Genomic DNA, 23979 nt, shown 5'->3' with positions numbered 1-23979 from the left:
CAATCAATCGCCCAATGTCAGCAGTGAAACTCAATCAAAGCGATGTCACTACGCAAGAAGCAGCCAAGCTGCTGGGAATTTCCGTCACCTCGGTGCAGCAGCTGGTGGAGCGCGGGGTTCTGGTGGCATGGAAGACGCAAGGCGGACACCGCCGCATTCCGCGCGAAGCCATCGAAGCGCTGAAGGCCGAACGCAGCGACCTGCCGATGGACAAGGGCCGTACCGCGCTGTCTTCGACACTGAGCGCATTGATCGTCGAAGACAATGCCTTGCAGCGGATGGTGTATGAGAAGCAGATCGCTTCCTGGGATATCGCGCTGGAGACGCGCTTTTGCGACAACGGCTACCAGGCGCTGATAGAAATCGCCCAGCGCAAGTACGACATCCTGCTGCTCGATATCGTCATGGAAGGCATCGACGGTTATGAGATTGTCAAAACGGTGCTTGCCAATCCCGACCTCAGGCATATCGACATCGCCGTCCTCACCACGCTCAGCAGGGACGAGCTCGATGCGCGCGGCGGCTTGCCCGATGAGGTCCTGTTTTTCCAGAAGCCTATCGTGTTCGAAGAGCTGCGCGGTTTCTTGCGCGGCTGTGCGGCACGCAAGGCGCGCCAGGCTCGTGCAGCATCCGCTGCTTGAACCAACTCAAGTAAAAATAGCGCGATCAGCGCAGATCAACCTGCTGGTATCGCAGGAGACCGGTATTGGCCGCTAATTAGGCAATGAGTTTTATGCTTTCATGGATGGGTATCACCAAAGTCGGCGGCAGCACCATCATGCTTCCCGCCGCCGTTGCGATTGCAGCGTGGCTGCTGGCGGCACGCGCGCAACGTCTGTTCTGGGCCTGGTGCCTGCTGTTCGGTTCCGCTTTGCTGCTGGTCGCCGCCTCGAAGATTGCGTTCGTCGGCTGGGGCATAGGCATAGACGAACTGGATTTCACCGGTTTCAGCGGCCACGCCATGCGCTCCGCGGCGATCATCCCCCTGCTCTTCTATTTCCTGTTCCAGCAGAAAACCACTGCCGTGCGGCAGCTTGCGGTAGTGTCTGGCATGGCCTTCGCGGCGCTGATCAGCCTGTCGCGCGTAGTGCTGGACTTTCACTCGGTCTCGGAAGCCCTCAGCGGCTGGCTGCTGGGCGGCGCAGTCAGCCTCGCTTTCATCTGGTGCGCTGAAAGCCTGCCCAAGCCGGTATTGAACCGCACCTTGATGGCAGTCAGTTTTGTGCTGCTGCTGGCGGCTTCTTTTGCCCGGCCGATACCGACCCAACTCTTGATCGACAAGGCTGCATTGTTATTGTCGGGCCATTCCGCGCTGGCTGCTGAAAGCCGCCGCCACGCCGTGGAAAAATGCTGCGAGCCGCCGGCGCAACTGCCGGCGCCCTGACGCTTCAGTGCTGGAGCTCCAGGCTTTCCAGCTCCAGCAGGAAGTCGCGCACTTCATCCATCGTAAGCGTGATTTCATTTTGCAGCTCGAGGATTTTTTCCGCTGCACAGACCTGTTTTTTCCGGTTGAACTCGATCTCTATCTGATCCAGCATGCGCACGGCGGCATCGGCGCCAGAAATGAGCAGCGTGCCTTTGAGCGCATGGCATTCCTGCGTCGTGGAGCCTACATTCCCGGCCTGCACGGCCGATTTCAGGCGCGCGAACTGTTCGTTGCCGACTTGCAGAAACAGTTTGCACAAATCGACAAAAACGCCTTTGTCGTTATAGGAATGCTTTAAAAACATTTCCGGGCTGAAGTGATGGCAGATATAAGATTGCATGGTCGGCGGTTGGTTATGTTCCTGAAGCGCCATATCAAACAAGGCGAGACGGCGCTTCAACTGGCAGGATCCACTGCTGCCAGGATCTGGACACGGGTCGCCGGCTTGATGACTACGGCATCGAAACCTGCCGCCCGGATCGACAACAACTCCTCCTCCATCGCAAATGCGGTGTATGCCACCATGCGAGGAACCACCTCGTGACTGCCGTCCTTGACCAGGCGGCAGAATTCTTTTCCGTTTATATCGCGCATACCGACGTCGGTCAACACCACATCGACTGTATTTTTTTCCAGATAACGCAGAGCCTCGGAAGCTCCGGCAAACACGTGGACCGTATGTCCCGCCCTGGTCAGGATGATCCTGGCGAGGTTGCTGTTGAGAGGATTATCATCCACTACCAATATGTTTTTCATTAACACCTAATCACTGTAAAGCCTTGTTCAAACCGGTATCGTGAAGGCAAAAATCGAACCTTTGCCGACCCGCGACCGTACGGCGATGGTTCCGCCCATGAATTTCACCAGTTCCTTGGCCAGCGCCAGGCCCAGGCCGCTGCCGGCTTGCGCCCGCATGTCCGAGCCGTCCACCTGGGCAAATTTTTCAAAGATGACGCGCTGCAGTTCCATCGGGATGCCTTCGCCCGTATCCACTACCCGGAATATCAGCACGCCGTCGCCCTGCAGCACGCGCACCGTTACCGCTCCCTGATCCGTATATTTCAACGCATTGTGGATCAGGTTGTTGAGCACCCTGATCAGCTTGCCGCGATCGCAGGCAAACTCGATCGGCAGCGCCGGGCTCAGCACCAGCCTCAAGGCGATCCCCTTGCGCATCGCGGTGGACGCATGGCTGGCAACAATTTTCTGCATCAGCTCGCGCAAATTTTCGGACGCGATGAAAACTTCCATTTTCCCCGCCGCGATCCGCTCCAGGTCAAGCACGGTATTGACCAGCAACAGCAGATGCGTGCCGCTGTCATGTATTGCCTGCGCAAAATGTTGCTCGTCGGTTCCGACCAGATCTTCCCGCAACAGTTCCGCATAACCCAAAATTCCGTTCAGCGGCGTGCGCAATTCGTGCGACATATTGGCAAGGAACTGCGACTTGGCCTGGTTGGCAAGAGTCGCCACGCGCCCGGTGCTCACCAGGCCGTTCGCCATGAACAGGATGAAGACGGTAAACACCACCACCACTCCGGTGGAAAACGCCGCCAGCACATAACCGCGAAAGCGGTTGTTGTAGAACGGCTGCATCGCTTCCTCGACCGAAATGCCGACGATCACCATCAGCGGGTAATTTTCCAGCTGGCGATAGGCATACGTCCGCTGCTTGCCGTCGACCACGCCGTTGCTGGTCAGGTAGCCTTGCTTGTGCTGCCTCATCACCGCAAACGACGGCCTGCCGGAAAAATCCATGCCGATCGCCTTGGCGCCGTTCGGCTCGCGCGCCTTGATCGTGCCTTCATCGCCGACCACGCTGATGGCGCCGTCGCGGCCGACATTGATCTGGTGATAAAAACGCGTCACCGCCTCGTTGCTTATCGAGACGCCGACTATGCCGCTGAAGCTGCCGTCGGGCCGGTTAAGGCGTCGGCTGGCTTGCATCGACCATTCCCCCGAGACACGATCGCGCACCGGTTTGGCGAGGAACATCAGCTGGCCGGAATCGTGCCCCTGGTGCAATTGCATATGGCCTGCGATGAGTCCGTCGTTGAGCACGATATCGTCGTTGGCGTAGATCTGCTTTCCATGTTCGTCAAGGATAAAAAAACGGTTCGCGAGATTGCCTTGCATTAGCCATGCGTCCCGATATTCGAGACTGTTCATTTTTGCGCCGAAACGCTCGTACTGGAATTTCAGCAGGTCGCTGGCTTCATCGGCCTGCTCGATGACGTGGCTGATATTTTCATCGAACGCCCGGGCCACGTTCTGTGCATCGCGCCCGACTTTTTCCAGTTCGCGCTGCGTTTCGCTGGCTTCGTCATATAAGGTAACCACCCATATGCATGCGATTAATGCGCTTGCAAAAAAAAATATCGCGAGCCGGATATCCGATCGGCGCGGCAAAGCTATTGCTGCATCTGACTTCTGTATTTTTTTCAGCACGGCGGTAAAACTAAAATCGGTCATTGGCAAAACGACCATTGAAATACGTTGTCATTAAAAGAAAATTTCCTGTTTCTTGCATTGACTTGCCTCCATAGCGGGAATATCCGCTGCGTCGGGCCCCACAAACAGAGCGCCTTATCCGCCTATGGTTCAATTTCGCCAGCCAAAGAATTATTGCCGCACTGCAATAATAATATAATAGCCCATCTTTTTACTACTGTCAGAATTGTCAGCCGCAACGCGCGCCCGTACTGAAGATGCTTGCAATTTGAAAACGAAAAGGCTACTTTCTAGACTAAGCAGGGCCGCAAAATAATTACTCGAATTGCAGGTTTGTCTGAAGGGATGACTGATGAAAACCGTCGCGCAGATTCTCAAGACCAAGCAGAACCAAACCGTCTACACGATTGCTCCTGACGCCAAGGTATTCGACGCCATCAAGATGATGTCGGACAAAAGCGTCGGTGCGCTGCTGGTGACGGTGCAGGGGAAAATCGTCGGCATCGTCACCGAACGCGACTATGCCAGGAAGATGATACTCAAGGGCCGCTCGTCGACCGACACTTCGGTGCGCGACATCATGACGTCCTCCGTCATGTATGTGCGCCTGGACGATACCAATGAACAATGCATGGCGCTGATGACCGAGAATCGCCTGCGCCACCTGCCGATCCTGGACGATGACAAGCTGGTCGGCATCATCTCTATCGGCGACTTGGTGAAAGACATCATTTCGGAGCAGCAATTCATCATCCAGCAGCTCGAACACTACATCATGGGACACCCGGCCTGAGCGATTCAGGTATATATTGGAAGCAGCGCATTGCAAGCTGCATATTGAAACATCCTACCGAGCGGCGGCCCCAGATGAAACGCTGGCTAATCCTGTCTTTATGTCTCGTGCTCGCCGCCTGCGCGGCCCCGCCGCCGGCGCCGCAAGCTGACAAGCTGTTCAGCGACCGCTTGTTTGCCCCACCTTCGCAGCACATCAGCGCCGACGATGTATTTGCCGTCAGCCACGCCATGCGCCAATACCTGGCCAGGGACGAGAATGCCCACCAGATGCGTGTAAAGGGCATACAGCAAGGCTTGTTCGATGCGCTGTACAGCAAGAACCAGCTGCAGCTGGAATACAGTTCCGAACACACCCGCGATGCCGCCGAGACTTTTGCGGCGCGCAGCGGCAATTGCCTGTCGCTGGTGATCATGACCGCTGCCTTCGCCAAGGAACTGGGGCTGCCGGTGCGCTACCAGACCATACTCATGGACCAGGCATGGAGCCGCAACGACGACCTCTATTTTGCCAGCGGCCATGTCAACCTCACCCTCGGCAAACGGCCCAGCGCCATCCGCACCCCGCTCGACCATAGCCGCCTGATGACGATTGATTTCCTGCCGCCGGAAGATACCGAAGGCCAGCGCCGGCTGGACATCGAAGAGAACACCGTGGTGGCGATGTACATGAATAACCAGGCTGCCGAAGCCCTCGCCATGCATCGGCTGGACGACGCTTACTGGTGGGCGCGCGAAGCGATCCGGCAGGACCCGGGTTTCCTCGCTTCCTACAATACGCTGGGAGTGGTGTACCGGCGCCACGGCAATTTGCAGGAAGCCGAACGCACATTCCGCCAGGTACATGAACGCGAGCCGGACAACACCGTGGTCATCTTCAACCTGATCGGCGTCCTGAACGATCTCGGCAAATCGGCGGAAGCAAAACCGCTGGCAGCCAGGCTGGCGCAATTGCAGCCGGAAGCCCCCTTCCAGGCATTCAACCTGGGCATGGCGGCAATGCGCGCCGGCGACTACAAGGCCGCGAAGCTGCACTTCAGCAGGGAAATTGCGCGCGATCCCTACTATCATGAATTCCAGTACTGGCTAGGCATTGCCTGCCTGCGCCTGGGAGAAATCGACCAGGCGGTCAAACACTTGAGCATCGCCATGCAAAACAGCACGACCAGCAACGACCACGACCTGTATGCAGCCAAGCTCGACCGGGTCAAGTCGTACCGCGCTCCGCTCTTGATTCACTAAGCAGCGCTGCCGCGGCTCGACAGTACGCTGACCGCATAAGCCAGCATATGGCTTGCCGGCTCGCCCAGGATGCGCGCCGGCATCAGGGTTCCTGGTTGAAAATGATTCCAGTCAGGATGAACGCGCGCAAAGCGACAGATTCGCGCAATCGCGCGCCAATTGTCGACACCTGCCTGGCGCACATCTTGTTTGTTATGCCTTGCATTTTCGCGAAGACGATATTCAGCTGTTTCACATAAATATTGGCGTGGAAATTGCGCAACAAGATAGTTAAATGATGTCAATTATCAGGTTTATTTGCCAAGAACGATCTATGATCAAATCGTCTCCATACAAAAGAGGTGCCGACATGGGATGGCTTAACAGATTGGCGATAAAATATATCCAGACGCCTGAAAAGCTGGCAGAAAATGAACTCCGCGATACACGCCTGGCGTTGTATCAGTCAGAAAGGCAATTGCTGGAAGCGGAAATGCGGGTTGATTATTACCGTAACGTTCTCGGCTTCCTCGAAGCGATTGCCGCCGACGGCGTGGAAAGCGTGGCCGATTCGCAGAGGCCCAAGCACACACCTCAACCGCAAGGCCCGCAGCGGCTTACACCAGATTTGAGCACGTACCGCGGAGCCGCTTGACGCTCCAGGATCCGATCGATCACAGCAGCGCAATGAGCGCGCGCGGCAGTCGCCTGCGCCCGCTGATTGCGTACTGCTGATAATTGATGAAGTGAAGCGCAGAGATCGCACAGCAGCAGCGATCGAGCGATTTATTTTTTGGGATCTGCAGTTGCCGGTGCGGCCGCCGCAGCCGGTTCAAATTTCGTGATCACGTAACCGACCGGTATCCATTTGTCGCCGGCCTGCACCATCGATACTTTTTCGACAGTCGGCGCTTTGGCGAAGCGGCCGGTAAACGCGATATTCAAATACTCTCCCGGCGGCAAATCGGGTGGATTGGTCACATGCACAATCTGCGCCCATTGACGACTGCCCAATGGCCCCAGTTCGTTCTTCACCGCGCTCAGGTATTTCAGCCAGTCTTCCTTGCTGGTGCTTTTTTGCATGGCAGACCCGCTGCTGCTCCACATCCGCTCGGCCTGGTTGCTGTCCGCCAGCGCCACCCACTGCGAGGCGGTTGCGATAGCGCCGTCGATCGACGCGGTCGTTTGCGCATGCGCGGGACTGGAAGCCAGCATGCCGGCCAGCGCAAATCCGGCGGCGCAAGAAATACTCTTCAGCGATAGCAAGGTAGTCATTTTTCTCTTTCCGTGAAATTGATACGGGTTCCAGAAAATCCCCAACAGCCGATTCTTGCCAGAAAGTCTAGCATATCGGTTTTTATTGCCGGTAGACGACCGCGGCGGGAAAAGCACAAATCCAGCGGCATTAAAAAGAAATTCGTACAGGTCTGTTTCCAGTGTTGCTGCGTTATCATTGCGCTATGTATCCAACCCCGTCCCGCTACATAAAACCAGAGCAATGGGCCGTGACTTTCATGCGCACCCTGAGCAGCTGGTGGCATATGCTGCACCTGGTCGGCATCGCGCTGGCCATGGGCGTGTCGCCGTCGACCTATCACCGGGCCAACCGCAGCGCGACCTACCGCTATATCTATAGCGGCACCTGGCAGATCCTCCCTTGGTTCACCGTGCTGTCGACCTTGCTCAGCCTGGTGCTGATCCGCATCGTGCTGGTCACCGCGCTCAGCTACGGCCTGTCGCGCTATGCGCTGGAAATGATGGTGCGGGTGCTGGTGCTGGAACTGATCCCGCTGTCGGCAGCCCTGTTCGTGGCGCTGCGCGCCGGCCTGGCATTCAACGGCGCGCAACTGCCGGCGACCGCCGCCGGCCAGACCGCAACCGCGCCAGACATCGCACAATTGCAGCTGGACCTGGTGCCGCGCGTGATTGCCAGCGCCTTCTCGGTGATGAGCCTGGCCACGGTGAGCGGCATGATTGTCCTGCTGCTGGCGTATATCAATGTCTACGGCGTCACGCCCTGGGGCCTGCTCGATTACACCCGTACCGTGGGGCGGGTGTTCGATCCGCCGGTTACGCTCGGTTTCGCCCTGAAGACCCTGCTGTTCGGACTGGCGGTGGCGGTCATCCCGACCGCCGCGATTCTTGAAAGCGCGCGCCGCAATACCACGCTGTCATCCACCCTGCAGCCAGGCGCCACGCGCCTGCTGTTCGTGCTGGTCCTGATCGAAGTCGGGGCGCTGGCAGTGAAATACATCTAATCTGGAAAGCGACCATGGCACTTGCCCCCGAATCTCCTTCTGTCCGGCCACCCGCCAATGTCGAGCTCAAGGCGCTGCTGCTGCTGATCCTGATGGCTGCGCTGGTGTGCGGTTTTGTGCTGTACGTGATGTACGCGCGCGGGGTATTCGAATCCACCCAGCGCCTGGTGCTGGTGGCTGACGATTCCGAGGGCGTGCTGGTGGGCATGGACCTGACCTTCTCCGGCTTTCCCATCGGCCGCGTGCAACGCATCGATCTCGGTTCGGATGGCAAGGCGCGCATCCTGATCGACGTCCCGAGCAAGGACGCCAACTGGCTGCGCACCAGCAGCGTATTTACATTGGAGCGCGGGCTGGTCGGCGACACCCGCATCCGCGCCTTTACCGGCGTGCTCGACGATCCGCTGCTGCCGCCCGACTCGGTGCGCACCGTGCTGCGCGGCGATACCGCGGCGGAAATCCCGCGCCTGGTGGCGACCGCCAGGGAACTGCTGGAAAACCTGCAGGCCATCACCGCCGCCGATTCCAGCCTCAACACCAGCCTGGCCAATGTGCAAGCCGTCACCGGCCGCCTGAACGGACAATATGGCGTGCTGGGCGGCGCCTTGGGCAGCGACGACAATGCCAAGAAAATCATCGCTACGCTGGATCGCGTCAATGCGCTGCTCACCAAGGCCGACCAGCGCGTATTCGGCCAGCCCGGCCAGCGCGGCGTGATGGACGATGCGCAAGCCGCGGTTGTCCAGCTCAACAATGTATTGAGCGATGCCCGCGCCAGCCTCAAGAAAGTGGACGCCGTGCTGGCCGAGGCGCAAGCGGTAGGCAGCAATGCCCGCATCGCCAGCAACGACCTGGGCGCACTGCGCGCCGAAGTCGACGCCAGCTTGCGCAAGGTGACCCAGCTGGTCGACGAAATCAACCGCAAATGGCCCTTCGCCCGCAACACGGAGCTCAAACTGCCATGAAGATCGCTTCCCCCCTCGCCTTCGGCGCCGCATTGCTGACCTTGGCCGCCTGCAGCAGCAGACCGCCCGCACCTGAATGGCAGGGCAACGCCTTCGGTTCCATGCAAAGTTTTTCGTCAACCTATTTGAGCGGCAATACGCGCGTTGCCGACGTCGAATTCGCACGCGCCCGCGATGCGGTCGCCAGCACCGGCCGCGCCGATCTGGTAGCGCGCGTCGAACTGACGCGCTGCGCCACGCGCGCCGCCAGCCTGGAATTCGACAACTGCGCCGGGTTCCAGCCGCTGGCGCCGGACGCCGACGCCGGCGAGCGTAGTTATGCGGCTTACCTGAATGGCCAGTGGCAGGGATTGGACCCTGGTTTGCTGCCGCCTCAGCACAGGGCAGTGGTCAGCAGCGGCCGCATCGGCGATATCGAAGATCCGCTGGCGCGCCTGGTCGCGGCCGGCGCCCTGCTGCAAAGCGGCAGGCTGACGCCGCCCGACATCGCCAGCGCGGTCGAGACAGCGTCGGCCCAAGGCTGGCGCCGGCCATTGCTGGCCTGGCTGGGAGTGCAATTGCAACGCGCCAAGGCCGCGGCTGACCGCGAAGCCCAGGCGCGCATCCAGCGCCGCATCGACCTCGCGGCCAAGCCGTTGCCCTGAAGCAGTCAGGGCGGCGGAGTCAGCGCCGCGCAATTCGAGGTGATCGGCTGGCCGGCAAACAGTTTCTGCACGAACGGCTTTGAATCGACCAGCGACGCCAGCACCGTGCCGTCGTGATCCTGGCCGGCGTAATAATGCTGTTCGATGGTGCTGCCGGCCGTACAAGCGTCTTTCGCAAACTGATACTGGACCACGGTCGGGATATCGGTATCCAGGGTCCCGGTGCCGACAAATACCGGCGCCGCGAACTTGACCGTCGGATAGTTAGACGACTGCAAGGTCTGCGTAGCCCAGGCAGTGACGTCGCCGTTGAACACATCGGCAGTGACCAGCTTGTTCTGCATGATGTTGTCTTCAATCGGCCCCAGGCACTGGCTCGCCGCCACCGCATAAAACGCCTTGCCCTTGGCAGTCAGGTGATCCGACAGCAGGAAGCCAGGCACCACCCGTTCGGCGGTGGCGTACCCCAGCCAGGCATAGGCTTCCAGCGTCCCCAGCACCGAGGTGAAGCCGGTGGTGGGCACCTGTGTCGTCAGCGCGTTCAGATAAGCCAGCACGCTTTGCAGCTGGTAAGGAACGCCGGTCGCGACCGTTCCCAGCAGCTTGATTTCGGGCGCATAGCTGGGCGCGTAGGCGGCGGTTGCAATCGCTCCCTGCGCCCCTTGCGATTGGCCGACGATCACCACCGAACCGGACAGCTGCGGGAAATTCTTGGAAACCGCGCGGATGCTGTCGAGCACGCTGTAGGCTTCCGGCCGCGCATGCAGGTAGGGATGCAGGCCGGGCGTGCCCAATCCCTGGTAATCGGTGGACACCACCGCATAACCTTGCGCCAGCCAGGCATTCAGGTAATCCACGTCGCGCGGATCGCGCACTGTCCACGACGGCGCGCAGACGTCGGCCACGCCGACCGTACCGTGGGCCCAGGCGATCAGCGGCCAGCCGCCGACCGGCGGCGCGCCCTTGGGCAGCTGCAAGTCGCCGGAAACGTAGATCGCGGTCTTGCCGTCGTCGCCATCGGTCGAGCTGTACAGGATACGCACAGCCTGCGCGGCATTCGACAGCACCTGGCCGGCCGGCAGCGGTTCCTGCTGCAGCAGTACGCCGGGGGTAGCGGGAACAGTCCCGCTCCAGAGGTAAAACGAAGATACCCCGCCGTCGGCGGTAAACGCCTTCGATTGCGGGACGACGTTATCGCTGCCGCCGCCACCGCCGCAAGCGCCGAGCGCCAGGCTCGACAGGACCGCGGCTATCAATTTCAAAGAACGGCTGAACTGGATATGGCGCATGACTTTTGTCTCCTCATATTTTTTATGTAAATTGAGCCGAGTCCAAAATGGCTGTTGCCATTATGCATCATTATTTGCGGGATCCGCGCCACCGAGCCCGCCTCAGCGCAGCGACTCCTGCTCCAGCCAGTCGCAAAAATGCTTGATCAAGGGCACCTCGGCCTGGTGCCGCGCGACTATCCACCAGTAGCTCCTGGCGCGGATCACCGGTTCGGCCAGCGGGATCACCAGGCGGCCGCTGGCCAGCTCGTCGGCAATCAGCGGCAATGGCCCGAGCGCCACGCCGAGGCCGTCGACGGCGGCTTGCAAAGCCAGGTAAAAATGATTGAACGACTGTTTTTTCTTGCACAGGGCCGGCGCCACTCCGGCTTGCGCCAGCCATTCCGGCCAGGCGTCGGGGCGCGTATCCGAATGCAGCAAGGTATGCGCGGCCAGGTCGCCGGCCGCCCGGATAGGCGCACGCGCCAGCAATGCCGGGCTGCAGACCGGCAACTCGCTTTCGCCCAGGAATTCGCCGCTGACGCAGTTCGGCCAGTGCCCCGGGCCGCGCCGTATCGCAACGTCGAACAGCTCGCCCGACTCCCCCAAGGGCTGCTGCGCGGCAGAGGTCGACAATTTCAGCTCGACCCCCGGATACAGGCGCTGGAAGCCGCTCAGGCGCGGCAGCAGCCAGCGCATGGCGAAGGTCGTCAAGGAGTTGATGTGCAATACGCGCACCGTCCCGGATTCACGCAGCTGCCTGGTGGCGGTGGCTATATTGTCGAAAGCGGCCTGCACGGTCAGCAGGTAGCGCCGGCCGTCGTCGGTCAGCTGCACCCGCTTGCCGATGCGATGGAACACTTGCATGCCCAGCCAGGCTTCCAGCGCCGCCACTTGGCGGCTGACCGCGCCGTGCGTCACGTGCAGCTCTTCGGCTGCAGCTGAGAAATTCTCAAAGCGGGCGGCGACTTCAAATGCGCGCAGCGCTTGCAGAGGTGGTAGTTGACGAGACATGCTTGTGATTATAGATCACAAACAAGCAGTAAAAAAGTCGATTTGTGAGGCTTTAAAAATTCTGTAACATGCGTCTATCGAATCAATATTCATCGCTCTTTAGGGTGAAACGAATGATTTTTCCGAAAAATACCAGGAAATTGCACCAACACTCCACCTTGTGACAAATTCTAGGAGAAGACATGAATGCGACCACCGATTTCTGGGACGCCAAGCAGTACATGCACTTCGGCAATGAACGCCTGCGTCCCGCCCTCGATCTGCTGGCGTATGTCCCCGAGCAGGAACCGCAGCGGGTAGTCGACCTCGGTTGCGGCACCGGCAACATCGCCGCCCTGTTAAAGGCACGCTGGCCGGCAGCCGACGTGCTTGGCGTCGACAGCTCGGCCAACATGCTCGAAGCTGCTGCCGCCGCGGTGCCGGAATGCCGCTTCGAGCGCGCCGACCTGGCGCGCTGGCAGCCGGAAGGATTGCTGGACGTGATTTACTCCAATGCGACGCTGCAGTGGCTGCCCGACCATCCCACCCTGTTTCCGCGCTTGCTGTCATTCCTGCGCGGCGGCTCCTGGCTGGCGGTGCAGATGCCGGCGATGCACGATGCGCCGCTGAGGAAAATGCAGCTGGAACTGGCCAGGTCGCCATCGTTTGCGCCTTACCTGCGCGGGGTGCCGCAGCAGCCTTCGATCCTGAGCGCTGAAAACTACTACGACCTGCTGAGTTCCCGCACCGGCAAGCTGGATATCTGGGAAACCACTTACCTGCATACCTTGCGCGGCGCAGACGCTGTCGCCGAATGGGCTGCGGGCACCAGCTTGCGGCCTTACCTGGATGCATTGCCGGAAGACAAGCGCGCGCCCTTCCGCACCGCCTATGCCGAGGCGATGCGGGACGCCTATCCGCAACGCGAGAACGGCGTCACGCTGCTGCCGTTCAAGCGGCTTTTCATCGTCGCCAATGTTTGAGCCTCAATATAATATGCAATGACTACAGAAACCATCACCACCAATCAGGACATGGCGCGCGCCGCGCCGTCCACCCGCGAACTGTTCTCCGGCTTCCTGATGCTGGGACTGATCGGATTCGGCGGGGTGCTGCCGCTGGCGCGCCGCATGATCGTCGAGCAGCGCCGCTGGCTGACGCCGGCGCAGTTCACCGACATGCTTGGCCTGTGCCAGTTCCTGCCGGGCGGCAATATCATCAACCTGTCTGTCGCGATAGGCTTGCACTTCCGCGGCGTCGGCGGCGCCCTGGCTTCCCTGCTGGGACTGATCGCCGCGCCGTCGGCGATCGTGATTGCGCTTGGCGTGGTCTACCAGCGCTTCCAGGACAATCCCTCGGTGCAGCACATGTTCGCCGGCCTGGCCGCGGCGGCTTCCGGGCTGCTGATCTCGATGGCGCTGAAAATGCTGGTGCCGATCTTGAAAAAGCCGCTGCCGCTGTTTATCGCCTGCCTGTTTTTTGTCTCGATCGCCCTGCTGCGCCTGCCCTTGCTGCCGACCATGCTGGTGCTGGCGCCGCTCAGCGTGATCGCTATCTGGAAGCTGCCGTCATGACCGATACCCTGCTCGCCCTTGCAACGATTTTCAGCCAGCTGTCGCTGCTCGCTTTTGGCGGCGGCAACACCATCCTGCCGGAAATGCAGCGCCAGGTGGTCGACATCCACCACTGGATGTCGCCCCAGGATTTCAGCGCCATGTTCGCCCTGGCGCAAGCCGCGCCGGGGCCGAACATGATGGTGGTGACGCTGGTCGGCTGGCATGTCGCCGGCTGGCCTGGGGTACTGGTCACCAGCCTGGCGAAATTCGGTCCCTCGTCGCTGCTGACCGGCGTCGTCCTGCACCTGTGGCAGCGCTTCAAGGACCGCCCATGGCGCGCTACGGTGCAAGCCGGGCTGGTGCCGATGACAGTCGGCCTGGTGGCTGCCAGCGCCGCCCTGATTACCGAGGCCTCGACCCATGCCTGGGGCCTGGCGCTGATCGCCGCGGCTTGCGCCTTGGCGACCTACAAGAGCAAGGTGCATCCGCTGTGGGTGCTGGCCGCCGGCGCGCTGCTAGGCTTGAGCGGGATTGGTCAGGTATAGTCGGGGCTGGACGGCCGCGGCAAGCCTGCAGCCGCTTTTCATACCTAGCTCCCGCCTGACTACCCATGCAAATTTCCGGCATCCATCACGTAGCCATCATTGCCTCCGATTACCAGCGTTCCAAGCGCTTTTATACCGAGCTGCTGGGCCTGGCCATCGTCGCCGAAACCTACCGCGAGCAGCGCGACTCCTACAAACTCGACCTGCGCACCCCGGACGGCGTACAGATAGAACTGTTTTCTTTCCCGTCGCCGCCGCCGCGCCCGAGCCGGCCGGAAGCCTGCGGCTTGCGCCACCTGGCGTTCCGGGTGCCCGACGTCGCCCTGGCGGCGCAGGAATTGCGCGGCCAAGGCGTCGCCGTGGAAGACATCCGTATCGATGAGTTCACCGGCAAGCGCTTCACTTTTTTCGCCGATCCCGACGGTTTGCCGCTGGAGCTGTACGAGCACTGAGCAATTCGAGTAGCCGTTCTGACAAGCATGGTGGGGTTACACTGGTCCTAAGCACGCCCACCTGTTAGACTTCCCTCCCTTTTAAGCTGGCGACAACCTCATCGTGAAAACCTCCTCCTTCTCCACCCTCCCGCTGGCGCCGGCGTTACTCAGCAACCTGGATAGCCTTGGCTACCACGAAATGACCACCATCCAGGCGCAGAGCCTGCCGGTGATCCTCGAGCGGCGCGACCTGATCGCCCAGGCCAAGACCGGCAGCGGCAAGACCGCGGCCTTCGGCATCGGCATCCTGCACAAGCTCAATCCCAGCTATTTCGCGATCCAGGCGCTGGTGCTGTGCCCTACGCGCGAGCTGGCGGACCAGGTCGCCAAGGAACTGCGGCGGCTGGCGCGCTTCGCCGACAACGTCAAGATCCTGACCCTGTGCGGCGGCACGCCGATGGGCCCGCAGATCGGCTCGCTGGAACATGGCGCCCATATCATCGTCGGCACGCCGGGACGCATCCGCGACCATATCGGCCGCGGCAGCATCAACCTCGGCACCGTGCAGACGCTGGTGCTGGACGAAGCCGACCGCATGGTCGACATGGGCTTTTACGAAGAAATCTCAGGCATCGTCAGCGCCTGCCCGGCACGCCGCCAGACCTTGCTGTTTTCCGCGACCTACCCGGACGACATCCGCAAGGCCAGCGCGGAATTCCTGCGCGATGCGGTCGAAGTCAAGGTCGAAGCGCAGCACGATACCGGCCGCATCGAACAGCGTTTTTACGAAGTTAGCTACGAGGGCCGCAATGCGGCCGTGGCGCAGCTGCTGAACCACTACAGGCCGGTCTCGACCATCGCCTTTTGCAACACCAAGATCCATTGCCGCGAACTGGCCGACGAACTGCGCGCGCAGGGCTTCAGCGCGCTGGCGCTGTACGGTGAACTGGAGCAGCGCGAACGCGACGAAATCCTGGTGCGCTTCGCCAACCAGAGCTGCTCGGTGCTGGTCGCCACCGACGTTGCCGCCCGCGGCCTCGACATCCAGACCTTGGGCGCGGTCATCAATGTCGATGTTTCCAAGGATACCGAGGTCCACATCCACCGCGTCGGCCGCACCGGCCGCGGCCAGGACCGGGGACTGGCGCTGAGCTTGTGCGCGCCGAACGAAAAGAAATGGGTCAAGCTGATCGAGGACTACCAGCAAGGACCGGTCAGCTGGTTCGACCTCGATGCGCTGGAGCCGGCCGAAGGCGAACCGCTCACCGCGCCGATGCTGACGCTGTGCATCATGGGCGGCAAGAAAGACAAGTTGCGCCCGGGCGACCTGCTGGGCGCGCTGACCGGCGATGTCGGCCTGAGCAAGGAACAGGTCGGCAAGATCAGCGTGTTCGAATTCGTGACTTATGTGGCGCTGGATAAACGCATCGCCAAGCAAGCATTCGGCAAACTTAGCAACGGCAATATCAAGGGCAAGAGCTTCAAGATGCGTTTCATTTAAATCCAGGCGCCGACGGGTCGCATCAGAAACATAGATAAATCAACAATTATTTTTGTATGTTCACTCAAGCCCCACGGCGGCAAAAGTGTGTTAAATTTCCCAATGGAAACTTTTTTGTGAGCGCGGAAATCCGAGGCCCGCGCCGCAACTGAAGCCAGAAAAGGCATACAGGTCGTGATTCCAAGTGCTAGCTGATGTGACGTTGCAATACCGTTTCCCAAGCCGTTCCCTGTCGATGGCCTGAACGCGGTTTTGCAGCAGAAGAAAAGAATTTCCTTCCATGAAAAACACACATTTTTTACGGGAGTGCAGGTATGTTTAGTTGGCAAGAGCAGCAAATGCAGTCTATGTTGGGCGCGAAATCCGCGCCCGTCCTTTTTAACGCCTTGTCCGGAGTCGCCAAGCAGCTGGGTTTTGACTACTGCGCTTACGACATGCGCTTGCCCTGGCCCGTAGCCGAACCCAAGGTCGTCAGCCTGAACAACTACCCGACGACCTGGCAGCAGCGCTACATGCAGGAGCGCTACGAAAAAATCGACCCCACCGTGGCGCATGGCAGGCACTCGAACCTGCCCATGGTCTGGTCCGACAAGCACGTCGCCAGCAACCGCTCGTTCTGGGAAGATGCGCGTTCGCATGGCCTGCACGCAGGCTGGGCGCAATCCTGCCATGACGCCAAAGGCATTTCCGGCCTGCTCAACCTGTCGCGGTCGGATGACAGCGTCTCGCACAAGGAATTGCGTGAAATCTCGCTCAGGCTGTCGTGGCTGGTGGGGGTTGCGCATGAGGGCCTGTCGCTGCTGCTGATCGAAAAACACATGCCGGAAGCCGCCACGCAGCTGACTTCGCGCGAAATCGAAGTGCTGCGCTGGACCGCTGACGGCAAGACGTCGGGCGAAGTCAGCGAGATCATGAATATCACCGACCGCACGGTGAATTTCCATATCTCGAACACCTTGAAAAAACTCAACGCCACCAACAAGACCGCAGCGGCCATCAAGGCCGCGATGTTCGGCATCCTGTAACCGCTCCGGGCGCTGCCCCGGCGCCGGAATCCCGCGCAAACCCTGTCAATCCGGCCCTGGCCGGATTTTTTTTGCCCGCCCCTGTCCCACATGCCGCCGCGTCCCACCTGTCAACCTTGACAGTTACGCCAAGCGCCCCATGCATTTCAAAATTAATTCACTAATTCTGACTAAGGACACCATTGATGAACGTTATTTCCGGGGCCGCCGCCGAGTTGTCAAGTGAACTATTTTCGAAAATCTCCAGCTACCGCCACAAGGTTTTTGTCGAAACACTGCAATGGAAACTGGAGACCAAGGACGGCGCAGAACTGGATCAATTTGACCATGCCGACACGATCTATGTAGTGGCGCAGGACAACCGCGGTGAAGTCAACGGCTGCGCCCGCCTGCTGCCGACCAACCAGCCCTATCTGCTGAGCGAAGTATTCCCGCAACTGCTGAAAGGCGCCGCGCCGCCATGCACCACCGAAGTGTGGGAGCTGTCGCGCTTTGCCGCAGTCGATTTCAGCAAGAAAAACGAAACGCCGCTGGGACAGGTTTCTTCATCCAACGCCTACCAGCTGCTGCAGGCCTCGATCGACTGCGCCGCCCACCGCGGCGCCAAGCGCCTGATCACCGTTTCGCCGATAGGCATCGAGCGCTGGCTGCTGCGCGGCGGTTTTAAAGCGCACCGTTCGGGACCGCCCATGCTGGTCGACGGCCATCGCATTTTTGCCTGCCTGATCGACGTCTAGGCGAACTGCGTTTTCCCGGTCTTGCGGTAACAGCGGCGCCAGGCGCATGGTGCACAATCAGGCCTCGCGGCAGCGCTGCCGGCGGCGATTGACATGCGATGGAAACCTCCCTTATTGTGAATCACGATATCAACGCAATAAGGAAACAGCACAATGAGCATCTGGGGCAAAGCCAATCTATTGCGCGCGCGCGACGGCCATGAGGCCAAGGTGCTGTCGGTCGAGCTGTTCTTTGACCTGGTCTATGTCTTTGCAGTCACCCAGCTATCCCACCACCTGCTGGAAAACCTGACGCCCTTGGGAGCCATCCAGACCCTGGTCTTGTGGTTTGCGGTCTGGCTGGTCTGGCAATACACCTGCTGGGTGACCAACTGGTTCGACCCGGACGCCATGCCGATCCGGCTGCTGCTGTTCGCCATCATGCTGGTCGGCCTGGTGATGTCGGCGGTATTGCCGGATGCATTCGGCGAACGCGGCCTGGTTTTTGCGGTGTGCTACGCCGGCATGCAGATCGGCCGCACCCTGTTTGTAGTATTCCACCTGGGCCGCCACCATGCCCTGAGCAAGAACTTCCAGCGCATGCTTGGCTGGCTCTGCATCTCGGGCGCATTCTGGATTGCCGGCGGCCTGTCGCAAGGTTATTACCGGCTGCTGTTCTGGACGCTGGCGGTAGCCTGCGAATACCTGTCGCCGATGATCGGCCTGTGGCTGCCGGTGCTGGGCCGCTCGCGGACCCAGGACTGGACCATTGAAGGCGGCCATATGGCCGAGCGCTGCCAGCTGTTCGTGATCGTCGCGCTGGGCGAGTCGATCCTGGTGACCGGCGCCACCATCGGCCACATGGCGCACTGGGATGCGCCGACCCTGATCGCTTTCCTGGTGGCTTTCCTTGGCAGCCTGGCGATGTGGTGGATCTATTTCGACACCAGCAGCCAGGCCGGCACCGAAGCCATCGTCGAGTCCAAGGATCCGGGACGGATCGGTGCGTATTTCCACTACACCCACGTCCTCATCGTCGCCGGCGTGATCATCACCGCGGTCGGCAACGAGCTGGCGATCGCCCATCCGGCCGGCCACATAGAGACCAGATCGCTGGCGGTGCTGGTCGGCGGGCCGATGGCTTACCTGCTCGGCAACGGCATCTACAAGACCGTGGTCTACCGCCTGTTTCCGTTTTCGCATGTGATCGGACTGGCGCTGCTGGCGATACTGGTCCCGTTCGCGTATTACACCGACCAGCTGATGATTTCCGGCCTGACCACCGTGATACTGATCGTCGTCGCCATCCAGGAAAGCATTTCGCGGCGCCGCACGCGGCGCGCCGAATGAGGCAAGGGACCTAAGCCGGGCTGGCGACCCCGGTACTGGCAGTGCCCGCAGCCCGCAGGCGCGCCACATCGCGCGCCGGCGGCGAGCCGAACATGCGGTTGTACTCGCGGCTGAATTGCGAAGGACTTTCATAACCCACCAGGTGCCCTGCGGTGGCGGCATCGCCGACCTGGGTAAACAACAGCCGGCGCGCCTCCTGCAGCCTGAGCTGTTTCTGGTACTGCAACGGCGTCATCGCCGTCACCGCCTTGAAATGATGATGCAGCGAAGAGGAACTCATGTTCGCTTCGCGCGCCAGGTTTTCTATCCGCAGCGGCAGCCGGTAGTCGCGCTTGATCAGTTCGATCGCCTTGACCACGTGCTGCGACTGGCTGTCGGTCATGGCGATCTGCTGCAGCATGCCGCCCTGTTCATCCTGCAGCAGCCGGTACAGGATTTCACGCATCGCCAGCGGCGCCAGCACCGGGATGTCCTGCGGCGTCGCCAGCAGCTGCATCAGGCGCAGCACCGCATCGAGCAGGCTCGAATTGGCCCGGCTGACGAACATGCCGCGCGCCGGCAGATCCGGCTTTCTGGCACGCACCTCGCCGGCCATGATCATGTCGCCGATGTCCTTCGGATCAAGGTCCAGGCGCACGCACAGGTAAGGCAATGCCGGCGTGGCTTGCGTTACATGGCCCATGACCGGCAGGTCGACCGACACCACCAGGTACTGGGCCGAGTTGTAGACATAGACTTCGTCGGCCAGCATCGCCTGCTTCTGCCCCTGGGCGATGATGCACAAGGCCGGCTTATGCAAGCTGTGGGCCGGCGCCGAAGGTTGCGACAGCCGCATCAGGTTGAGCGGCGCTATGGCCGTCTGGTGCACGCCGTCGGTGCCGGTGTATTGCTCAATCAGGCGCGCCAGCTCGATTTGCTTGATCGACACCAAAGGGTCGGCGGCGGTCTCTTGGATTGATCCTGAATCTTTCATTTCCAGCCTCGTTTTCAGCATTTGCAGGGTTTGACCGAGTCTACTATTTTTCGATCGGACGCGGCGGCGCCGGGCTGCACATCTGGAGGATCAGGCAAGAAGTCGCGACGAAGCGACTATCCCGGGCTGGTTCCCGGCCGCTACATTGATAAGCACGTCCGGCGCCGACGGCGCGGGACCTGACCACATCAAGGAGAAACACATGCCTGGAATCAAGGATAAAGTTGTCATCGTCACCGGCGCCAGCAGCGGCATCGGCGAAGCCACCGCCCGCATACTGGCGGCACATGGCGCCCGGGTAGTGCTGGGCGCGCGCCGCACCGAACGCCTGGAAGTCCTGGCGGGATTGATCCGCACGGCTGGCGGCATAGCAGAATATCAAGCCCTGGATGTCACCAAGCGCAGCCAGCTTGAGGATATCGTGGCGCTCGCCAAAAGCCGCTTCGGCCGGGTCGACGTCATCGTCAACAATGCCGGGGTGATGCCGCTGTCGACGCTGGACCAGCTGAAGGTGGACGAATGGGAGCGCATGGTGGATGTCAACATCAAGGGCGTCCTGTACGGCATTGCCGCTGCCTTGCCGGTCATGCAAGCCCAGGGCAGCGGCCAGATCATCAACGTGGCTTCGGTCGGCGGCCATCGGGTGGTGCCCAGCGCGGCGGTATATTGCGCCACCAAGTTTGCGGTGCGTGCGATTTCCGACGGCTTGCGCCAGGAAGTCGACAACATCCGGGTGACGGTGATTTCGCCGGGAGTGACTGAATCGGAGCTGGCGGACAGCATCACCGACCCTGCCGCCAAGCTGGGAATGGAGACTTACCGCAAAATTTTCATTACGGCGGAGGCAGTCGCCCGTACCATCCTGTTTGCCATCGAACAGCCGGCGGACGTCGACCTCAGCGAGATCGTGGTGCGCCCGACGGCAAGTGCAGCCTAAGATCGTTGCGTCATGAAAAAAACAGGCCAGCCGGTCAAGGCTGGCCTGCCCCCACCTCCCTGAATCTGAATCGAAAACTATGCGCGCCCTTCCCAAGGCACGTACTTGCGCTGCAGCCAGCGCAGGCCATATTCAAAACCGGAGGCAATCAGGGCGATCACCAGGATCCCCATGATGACGACGTCGGTCACCAGGAATTGCGCCGCCGACTGGATCATGAAACCCAGTCCGCGCGTGGCCGCAATCAGCTCCGCCGCCACCAGGGTCGACCAGCCGACGCCCAGTCCGATGCGGATCCCGGTCAGCACGTCCGGCACCGCCGACGGCAGGATGACGAAACGGACCAGCTGCCAGCGCGATGCGCCCAGCGACCGCGCCGCCCGCAAGCGGTTCTGGTCGACGCGCCGCACGCCATGCAAGGTGGCGATCGCCAGCGGCGCGAAAATCGCCAGGTAGATCAGCAGCACCTTGGACAGTTCGCCGATGCCGAACCAGATCACGATCAGCGGCAAATAAGCCAAAGGCGGGATCGGCCGGTAAAACTCGATCAGCGGATCGAACACTGCGCGCGCACGGCTGCTCAAGCCGATCAGGATGCCCACCGGGATGGCGCTGGCGATGGCCAGCAGCAGCGCGGCGAATACCCGGGCGACGCTGGTGGCGGCATGCTGCCACAGGGTGGCGTCGACAAAACCGTCGAGCGCCACTGCCTTGAATTTGCCCAATACCGCCAGCGGCGACGGCAGGAACAGCGGCGGCACCAGCCCCAGGGCGCTGGCCAGCCACCACAAACCCAGCAAACCCGCCACCGTCAGCAGGGTGATGCTGCGCTCTGACATGGCGCGCCGGGTCTTGGTTTTCGGCACCGCCTGACGCCGCTGGGCAGCGCTTGGCGACACCTCAGGCTCCTGCGGCAACTCAAGTTCAAGCGGTGAAAACGTCACGGACAATTCGCTCATGCCGGCGCCTCCTCCAGCCCGGCGTCGTTGCGTGCAGCCTGGCGCGGATGCAGCAGCTGCTCGAGGATTTCCTCCCGCATGCCGACGAAGCGCGGATCGGACTTGATGCTGCGCGCCGGTTCGCCGGCGGCGAAACGCGCCCCGAATTCAAGCTGGCGCACGCTTTCCACCCGCCCCGGCCGCGCCCGCAGCAGCACCAGGTCGGTCGCCAGGAACAAGGCTTCTTCCACGCTGTGGGTAATCATGAAGATGCCTTTGCCGGAGGTTTTCCAGACTTGCAGCAGATGTTCCTGCATGTGTTCGCGCGTCAAGGCGTCGAGCGCGCCCAGCGGCTCGTCCAGCAACAGGAAACGCGGATCCACCGCCAGCGCGCGCGCCAGGCTGACGCGCTGGCGCATGCCGCCGGACAGCTCCCAGATGGCGGCGTCGGCGTAATCCTGCAGCCCGGTCAGCGCCAGGTATTCGCGCGCCTTGGCATGGCGCTGCTGCAACGGCTGCCCGGCCAGGCGCAGCCCGAACGCCACATTTTCCTGCACCGTCTGCCATGGCAGCAAGGTATCGTTCTGGAACACCACGCCGCGCTCCGCGCCCGGTCCGCTGACCGGCACGCTGTCGATGCTGACGGAACCCGAACTCGGCGCCAGGAACCCGGCGATCAGGTTGAGCAAGGTCGTCTTGCCGCAGCCGGATTCGCCGATCACCACGGTAAACCGGCCGTCATGCAGATCCAGCGACAGGTCGTGCAAGACAGGCCGTACGGCGCCGGGGTAGCGCACTCCCACGGATTGCAGGCGGATCATGCCAACTCCTTATTGAAGCGCGGCTTGTTTGACAAACGCCGGATTGACATAGGATTGGTAGTCCGGCAATACGCGTTCTACTTTCTTTTGCTCCTGCAGGAAGCCGGAAGTCGCCGCCAATGCCTTGACGGTCGAGCCGCCCAGCAGCTGCTCCTGTTCGCTCAGGGTAGGAAAGCCGCTGCCGGCCAGCAGTTCAGCGATATCGCTCTGCTTGGCGGCGGTCAGGCGGGCGATTTTCTCGAACTGCGGCGAACCGGCTTTCCAGTCCGCGCCGTGGCTGCGGTAATCGGCGTAGGCTTTGCCGGTGACCTTGACGAAGGCGGTCACGAAATCGGGATGCTTTTGCGCAAAATCCTTGCGCACGATCCAGGCGTCGAATGTCGGCGCGCCCCACTTGGCGACCTCGGCTGAATTGGTCAGGATCTTGCCGGATTCCTTGACCTTGCCCAGCGCCGGATCCCAGACATAGGCGGCGTCGATATCGCCGCGTTGCCATGCCGCGGTGATTTCCTGCGGCCGCAGGTTCAGTATCTGCACCTTGGAAGCAGGAATGCCCCAGTGCTTGAGCGCCGCCAGCAGGCTGTAGTGGGTGGTTGAAACGAACGGCACCGCGATCTTCTTGCCGACCAGGTCCTGCGCCGTCTTGATGCCGCTGCCGTTACGCACCACCAGCGCTTCAGCCTGGCCGATCTGGGCCGCGACCAGGATGGTTTCTATCGGCAGTTCACGGCTGGCCGCGGCTGCCAGCGGGCTGCTGCCGACATAACCCACCTGGATGTCGCCCGACGCCACCGCAGTGATCACGTCGGCGCCGCTGTCGAATTTCTTCCAGTTGATTTTCCAGCCGCTGGCCTTTTCATATGCGCCGTCAGCCTGGGCCACTTTGGCCGGCTCGACCACCGTCTGGTAGGCAATATTGACTTCCTGTTCGGCGGCGCCGGCGCGGCCGGCCAGCACCGCGATGACTGAAGCAGCCGCCAAGGCTGGCAAACGTTTGAAAATATTGGCAATCATGCAAACCCTCGTTGTGATTGAATCGATCGATGGAATTGAATGCCCTGGCTGATGCAACGCTAAGGCTTTGGCGCAAAGTTAATCGATTCGAACAACTAGCAGAACGAAGCTTTTCGGCAATGCTTATATGGTTTTCGCCTGGCGTAGGCGG

Annotated in this window: 28 protein-coding genes; 17 read left to right on the top strand and 11 right to left on the bottom strand. The window is 61.0% G+C overall.

Going from position 1 to position 23979, the window contains the following annotated elements:
- Nucleotides 1-14: 14 nt before the first annotated feature.
- Nucleotides 15-641, top strand: coding sequence for a helix-turn-helix domain-containing protein (locus BM062_RS02060; RefSeq protein ID WP_092392536.1), 627 nt, complete (start codon nucleotides 15-17; stop codon nucleotides 639-641).
- A gap of 104 nt (nucleotides 642-745) precedes the next feature.
- Nucleotides 746-1384, top strand: coding sequence for a phosphatase PAP2 family protein (locus tag BM062_RS02055; protein WP_175500849.1), 639 nt, complete (start codon nucleotides 746-748; stop codon nucleotides 1382-1384).
- Nucleotides 1385-1388: 4 nt separating this feature from the next.
- On the opposite strand, the gene BM062_RS02050 is transcribed toward BM062_RS02055, so the two are convergent.
- The 3 genes from BM062_RS02050 to BM062_RS02040 are packed head-to-tail and all read right to left on the bottom strand — an operon-like array spanning nucleotide 1389 to nucleotide 3766.
- Nucleotides 1389-1766 (bottom strand): Hpt domain-containing protein, encoded by a 378-nt coding sequence (locus BM062_RS02050; protein ID WP_175500848.1) that lies wholly within the window; start codon nucleotides 1764-1766, stop codon nucleotides 1389-1391.
- Nucleotides 1767-1822: 56 nt separating this feature from the next.
- Nucleotides 1823-2182 carry a response regulator gene (locus BM062_RS02045; RefSeq protein WP_092392531.1) on the bottom strand — a complete coding sequence of 120 codons (360 nt, stop codon included), beginning with the start codon at nucleotides 2180-2182 and terminating at the stop codon, nucleotides 1823-1825.
- 27 nt (nucleotides 2183-2209) lie between these two features.
- Nucleotides 2210-3766 (bottom strand): cache domain-containing sensor histidine kinase, encoded by a 1557-nt coding sequence (locus BM062_RS02040; protein WP_175500847.1) that lies wholly within the window; start codon nucleotides 3764-3766, stop codon nucleotides 2210-2212.
- Between the two features lie 463 nt (nucleotides 3767-4229).
- On the opposite strand from BM062_RS02040, the gene BM062_RS02035 reads away from it, so the two are divergent.
- Together BM062_RS02035 and BM062_RS02030 are read left to right on the top strand one after the other, a co-directional pair.
- On the top strand, nucleotides 4230-4670 hold the full coding sequence (locus BM062_RS02035; RefSeq protein ID WP_092392527.1) for a CBS domain-containing protein: 441 nt from the start codon (nucleotides 4230-4232) through the stop codon (nucleotides 4668-4670).
- Nucleotides 4671-4744: 74 nt separating this feature from the next.
- Nucleotides 4745-5911, top strand: coding sequence for a tetratricopeptide repeat protein (locus BM062_RS02030; RefSeq protein WP_139219968.1), 1167 nt, complete (start codon nucleotides 4745-4747; stop codon nucleotides 5909-5911).
- Here BM062_RS02030 and BM062_RS24900 read toward each other — a convergent pair.
- Entirely contained in the window at nucleotides 5908-6195 is a 288-nt protein-coding gene (locus BM062_RS24900; RefSeq protein ID WP_139219967.1) for a hypothetical protein, read from the bottom strand. The genes BM062_RS02030 and BM062_RS24900 overlap by 4 nt on opposite strands.
- On the opposite strand from BM062_RS24900, the gene BM062_RS25495 reads away from it, so the two are divergent.
- Nucleotides 6186-6545 (top strand): hypothetical protein, encoded by a 360-nt coding sequence (locus tag BM062_RS25495; protein ID WP_175500846.1) that lies wholly within the window; start codon nucleotides 6186-6188, stop codon nucleotides 6543-6545. The two genes, BM062_RS24900 and BM062_RS25495, sit on opposite strands and share 10 nt — an antisense overlap.
- A gap of 131 nt (nucleotides 6546-6676) precedes the next feature.
- Here BM062_RS25495 and BM062_RS02015 read toward each other — a convergent pair whose 3' ends face one another.
- Nucleotides 6677-7165 carry a DUF4019 domain-containing protein gene (locus tag BM062_RS02015; RefSeq protein WP_092392521.1) on the bottom strand — a complete coding sequence of 163 codons (489 nt, stop codon included), beginning with the start codon at nucleotides 7163-7165 and terminating at the stop codon, nucleotides 6677-6679.
- A gap of 239 nt (nucleotides 7166-7404) precedes the next feature.
- Here BM062_RS02015 and BM062_RS02010 point away from each other — a divergent pair, with 239 nt between their 5' ends.
- The 3 genes from BM062_RS02010 to BM062_RS02000 are packed head-to-tail and all read left to right on the top strand — an operon-like array spanning nucleotide 7405 to nucleotide 9757.
- Nucleotides 7405-8148 carry an ABC transporter permease gene (locus BM062_RS02010; RefSeq protein WP_254784872.1) on the top strand — a complete coding sequence of 248 codons (744 nt, stop codon included), beginning with the start codon at nucleotides 7405-7407 and terminating at the stop codon, nucleotides 8146-8148.
- A 14-nt stretch (nucleotides 8149-8162) separates the two neighbouring features.
- Nucleotides 8163-9113, top strand: a complete 951-nt coding sequence (locus BM062_RS02005) for an MlaD family protein (protein WP_092392517.1) — start codon at nucleotides 8163-8165, stop codon at nucleotides 9111-9113.
- Nucleotides 9110-9757: a hypothetical protein gene (locus BM062_RS02000; protein ID WP_254784860.1), complete on the top strand. Its 648-nt coding sequence runs from the start codon at nucleotides 9110-9112 to the stop codon at nucleotides 9755-9757. The genes BM062_RS02005 and BM062_RS02000 overlap by 4 nt, the downstream gene beginning before the upstream one ends.
- Nucleotides 9758-9762: 5 nt before the next feature.
- Here the strand turns inward: BM062_RS02000 and BM062_RS01995 are convergent, their stop codons facing one another.
- Nucleotides 9763-11046, bottom strand: coding sequence for a lipase family protein (locus BM062_RS01995; protein ID WP_092392513.1), 1284 nt, complete (start codon nucleotides 11044-11046; stop codon nucleotides 9763-9765).
- A 102-nt stretch (nucleotides 11047-11148) separates the two neighbouring features.
- Nucleotides 11149-12039, bottom strand: a complete 891-nt coding sequence (locus BM062_RS01990; protein WP_092392511.1) for a transcriptional regulator GcvA — start codon at nucleotides 12037-12039, stop codon at nucleotides 11149-11151.
- 182 nt (nucleotides 12040-12221) lie between these two features.
- On the opposite strand from BM062_RS01990, the gene BM062_RS01985 reads away from it, so the two are divergent.
- From BM062_RS01985 to BM062_RS01950, 8 genes are all read left to right on the top strand, one after another.
- Nucleotides 12222-13001 (top strand): methyltransferase domain-containing protein, encoded by a 780-nt coding sequence (locus BM062_RS01985; protein ID WP_092392509.1) that lies wholly within the window; start codon nucleotides 12222-12224, stop codon nucleotides 12999-13001.
- 18 nt (nucleotides 13002-13019) lie between these two features.
- Nucleotides 13020-13592 carry a chromate transporter gene (locus tag BM062_RS01980; RefSeq protein WP_092392507.1) on the top strand — a complete coding sequence of 191 codons (573 nt, stop codon included), beginning with the start codon at nucleotides 13020-13022 and terminating at the stop codon, nucleotides 13590-13592.
- Nucleotides 13589-14119, top strand: a complete 531-nt coding sequence (locus tag BM062_RS01975) for a chromate transporter (RefSeq protein WP_092392505.1) — start codon at nucleotides 13589-13591, stop codon at nucleotides 14117-14119. The genes BM062_RS01980 and BM062_RS01975 overlap by 4 nt, the downstream gene beginning before the upstream one ends.
- Before the next feature lie 65 nt (nucleotides 14120-14184).
- Nucleotides 14185-14571, top strand: coding sequence for an SMU1112c/YaeR family gloxylase I-like metalloprotein (locus BM062_RS01970; RefSeq protein WP_092392503.1), 387 nt, complete (start codon nucleotides 14185-14187; stop codon nucleotides 14569-14571).
- Between the two features lie 103 nt (nucleotides 14572-14674).
- Nucleotides 14675-16054, top strand: coding sequence for an ATP-dependent RNA helicase DbpA (dbpA, locus tag BM062_RS01965; protein ID WP_092392501.1), 1380 nt, complete (start codon nucleotides 14675-14677; stop codon nucleotides 16052-16054).
- Between the two features lie 338 nt (nucleotides 16055-16392).
- Nucleotides 16393-17079: an autoinducer binding domain-containing protein gene (locus BM062_RS01960; protein ID WP_254784859.1), complete on the top strand. Its 687-nt coding sequence runs from the start codon at nucleotides 16393-16395 to the stop codon at nucleotides 17077-17079.
- A gap of 185 nt (nucleotides 17080-17264) precedes the next feature.
- The gene (locus tag BM062_RS01955) at nucleotides 17265-17816 is read left to right on the top strand and encodes an acyl-homoserine-lactone synthase (RefSeq protein WP_092392497.1); all 552 of its coding nucleotides are present in this window, start codon (nucleotides 17265-17267) and stop codon (nucleotides 17814-17816) included.
- Between the two features lie 153 nt (nucleotides 17817-17969).
- Complete coding sequence (locus BM062_RS01950) at nucleotides 17970-19145, top strand: low temperature requirement protein A (protein WP_092392495.1); 1176 nt, start codon at nucleotides 17970-17972, stop codon at nucleotides 19143-19145.
- Between the two features lie 10 nt (nucleotides 19146-19155).
- On the opposite strand, the gene BM062_RS01945 is transcribed toward BM062_RS01950, so the two are convergent.
- Entirely contained in the window at nucleotides 19156-20118 is a 963-nt protein-coding gene (locus tag BM062_RS01945) for an AraC family transcriptional regulator (RefSeq protein WP_092392493.1), read from the bottom strand.
- A 202-nt stretch (nucleotides 20119-20320) separates the two neighbouring features.
- Between BM062_RS01945 and BM062_RS01940 the strand changes: the two genes are divergently transcribed.
- Nucleotides 20321-21055, top strand: coding sequence for an SDR family oxidoreductase (locus BM062_RS01940; RefSeq protein ID WP_092392491.1), 735 nt, complete (start codon nucleotides 20321-20323; stop codon nucleotides 21053-21055).
- A gap of 77 nt (nucleotides 21056-21132) precedes the next feature.
- On the opposite strand, the gene tauC is transcribed toward BM062_RS01940, so the two are convergent.
- The 3 genes from tauC to tauA are packed head-to-tail and all read right to left on the bottom strand — an operon-like array spanning nucleotide 21133 to nucleotide 23828.
- Complete coding sequence (tauC, locus tag BM062_RS01935) at nucleotides 21133-22014, bottom strand: taurine ABC transporter permease TauC (RefSeq protein ID WP_092392489.1); 882 nt, start codon at nucleotides 22012-22014, stop codon at nucleotides 21133-21135.
- Nucleotides 22011-22814: a taurine ABC transporter ATP-binding protein gene (locus BM062_RS01930; protein ID WP_092392487.1), complete on the bottom strand. Its 804-nt coding sequence runs from the start codon at nucleotides 22812-22814 to the stop codon at nucleotides 22011-22013. The genes tauC and BM062_RS01930 overlap by 4 nt, the downstream gene beginning before the upstream one ends.
- Nucleotides 22815-22823: 9 nt before the next feature.
- A complete protein-coding gene (gene tauA, locus BM062_RS01925; RefSeq protein WP_092392485.1) occupies nucleotides 22824-23828 on the bottom strand; it encodes a taurine ABC transporter substrate-binding protein in 1005 nt (334 codons plus the stop codon).
- Nucleotides 23829-23979: the final 151 nt, after the last annotated feature.

It is taken from the genome of Collimonas sp. OK412, assembly GCF_900112135.1.
Lineage (GTDB): Bacteria > Pseudomonadota > Gammaproteobacteria > Burkholderiales > Burkholderiaceae_D > Collimonas > Collimonas rhizosphaerae.
Note: the sequence above shows the minus strand (reverse complement) of the source record. Positions and strands in the feature narration are given on the sequence as shown.

Coding starts and splice junctions, on each gene's coding strand:
- BM062_RS02060 (WP_092392536.1), top strand. CDS start 15: ATGTCAGCAGTGAAACTCAATCAAAGCGATGTCACTACGCAAGAAGCA.
- BM062_RS02055 (WP_175500849.1), top strand. CDS start 746: ATGGGTATCACCAAAGTCGGCGGCAGCACCATCATGCTTCCCGCCGCC.
- BM062_RS02050 (WP_175500848.1), bottom strand. CDS start 1,766: ATGCAATCTTATATCTGCCATCACTTCAGCCCGGAAATGTTTTTAAAG.
- BM062_RS02045 (WP_092392531.1), bottom strand. CDS start 2,182: ATGAAAAACATATTGGTAGTGGATGATAATCCTCTCAACAGCAACCTC.
- BM062_RS02035 (WP_092392527.1), top strand. CDS start 4,230: ATGAAAACCGTCGCGCAGATTCTCAAGACCAAGCAGAACCAAACCGTC.
- BM062_RS02030 (WP_139219968.1), top strand. CDS start 4,745: ATGAAACGCTGGCTAATCCTGTCTTTATGTCTCGTGCTCGCCGCCTGC.
- BM062_RS25495 (WP_175500846.1), top strand. CDS start 6,186: ATGATGTCAATTATCAGGTTTATTTGCCAAGAACGATCTATGATCAAA.
- BM062_RS02015 (WP_092392521.1), bottom strand. CDS start 7,165: ATGACTACCTTGCTATCGCTGAAGAGTATTTCTTGCGCCGCCGGATTT.
- BM062_RS02010 (WP_254784872.1), top strand. CDS start 7,405: ATGCGCACCCTGAGCAGCTGGTGGCATATGCTGCACCTGGTCGGCATC.
- BM062_RS02005 (WP_092392517.1), top strand. CDS start 8,163: ATGGCACTTGCCCCCGAATCTCCTTCTGTCCGGCCACCCGCCAATGTC.
- BM062_RS02000 (WP_254784860.1), top strand. CDS start 9,110: ATGAAGATCGCTTCCCCCCTCGCCTTCGGCGCCGCATTGCTGACCTTG.
- BM062_RS01995 (WP_092392513.1), bottom strand. CDS start 11,046: ATGCGCCATATCCAGTTCAGCCGTTCTTTGAAATTGATAGCCGCGGTC.
- BM062_RS01990 (WP_092392511.1), bottom strand. CDS start 12,039: ATGTCTCGTCAACTACCACCTCTGCAAGCGCTGCGCGCATTTGAAGTC.
- BM062_RS01985 (WP_092392509.1), top strand. CDS start 12,222: ATGAATGCGACCACCGATTTCTGGGACGCCAAGCAGTACATGCACTTC.
- BM062_RS01980 (WP_092392507.1), top strand. CDS start 13,020: ATGACTACAGAAACCATCACCACCAATCAGGACATGGCGCGCGCCGCG.
- BM062_RS01975 (WP_092392505.1), top strand. CDS start 13,589: ATGACCGATACCCTGCTCGCCCTTGCAACGATTTTCAGCCAGCTGTCG.
- BM062_RS01970 (WP_092392503.1), top strand. CDS start 14,185: ATGCAAATTTCCGGCATCCATCACGTAGCCATCATTGCCTCCGATTAC.
- BM062_RS01960 (WP_254784859.1), top strand. CDS start 16,393: ATGCAGTCTATGTTGGGCGCGAAATCCGCGCCCGTCCTTTTTAACGCC.
- BM062_RS01955 (WP_092392497.1), top strand. CDS start 17,265: ATGAACGTTATTTCCGGGGCCGCCGCCGAGTTGTCAAGTGAACTATTT.
- BM062_RS01950 (WP_092392495.1), top strand. CDS start 17,970: ATGAGCATCTGGGGCAAAGCCAATCTATTGCGCGCGCGCGACGGCCAT.
- BM062_RS01945 (WP_092392493.1), bottom strand. CDS start 20,118: ATGAAAGATTCAGGATCAATCCAAGAGACCGCCGCCGACCCTTTGGTG.
- BM062_RS01940 (WP_092392491.1), top strand. CDS start 20,321: ATGCCTGGAATCAAGGATAAAGTTGTCATCGTCACCGGCGCCAGCAGC.
- tauC (WP_092392489.1), bottom strand. CDS start 22,014: ATGAGCGAATTGTCCGTGACGTTTTCACCGCTTGAACTTGAGTTGCCG.
- BM062_RS01930 (WP_092392487.1), bottom strand. CDS start 22,814: ATGATCCGCCTGCAATCCGTGGGAGTGCGCTACCCCGGCGCCGTACGG.
- tauA (WP_092392485.1), bottom strand. CDS start 23,828: ATGATTGCCAATATTTTCAAACGTTTGCCAGCCTTGGCGGCTGCTTCA.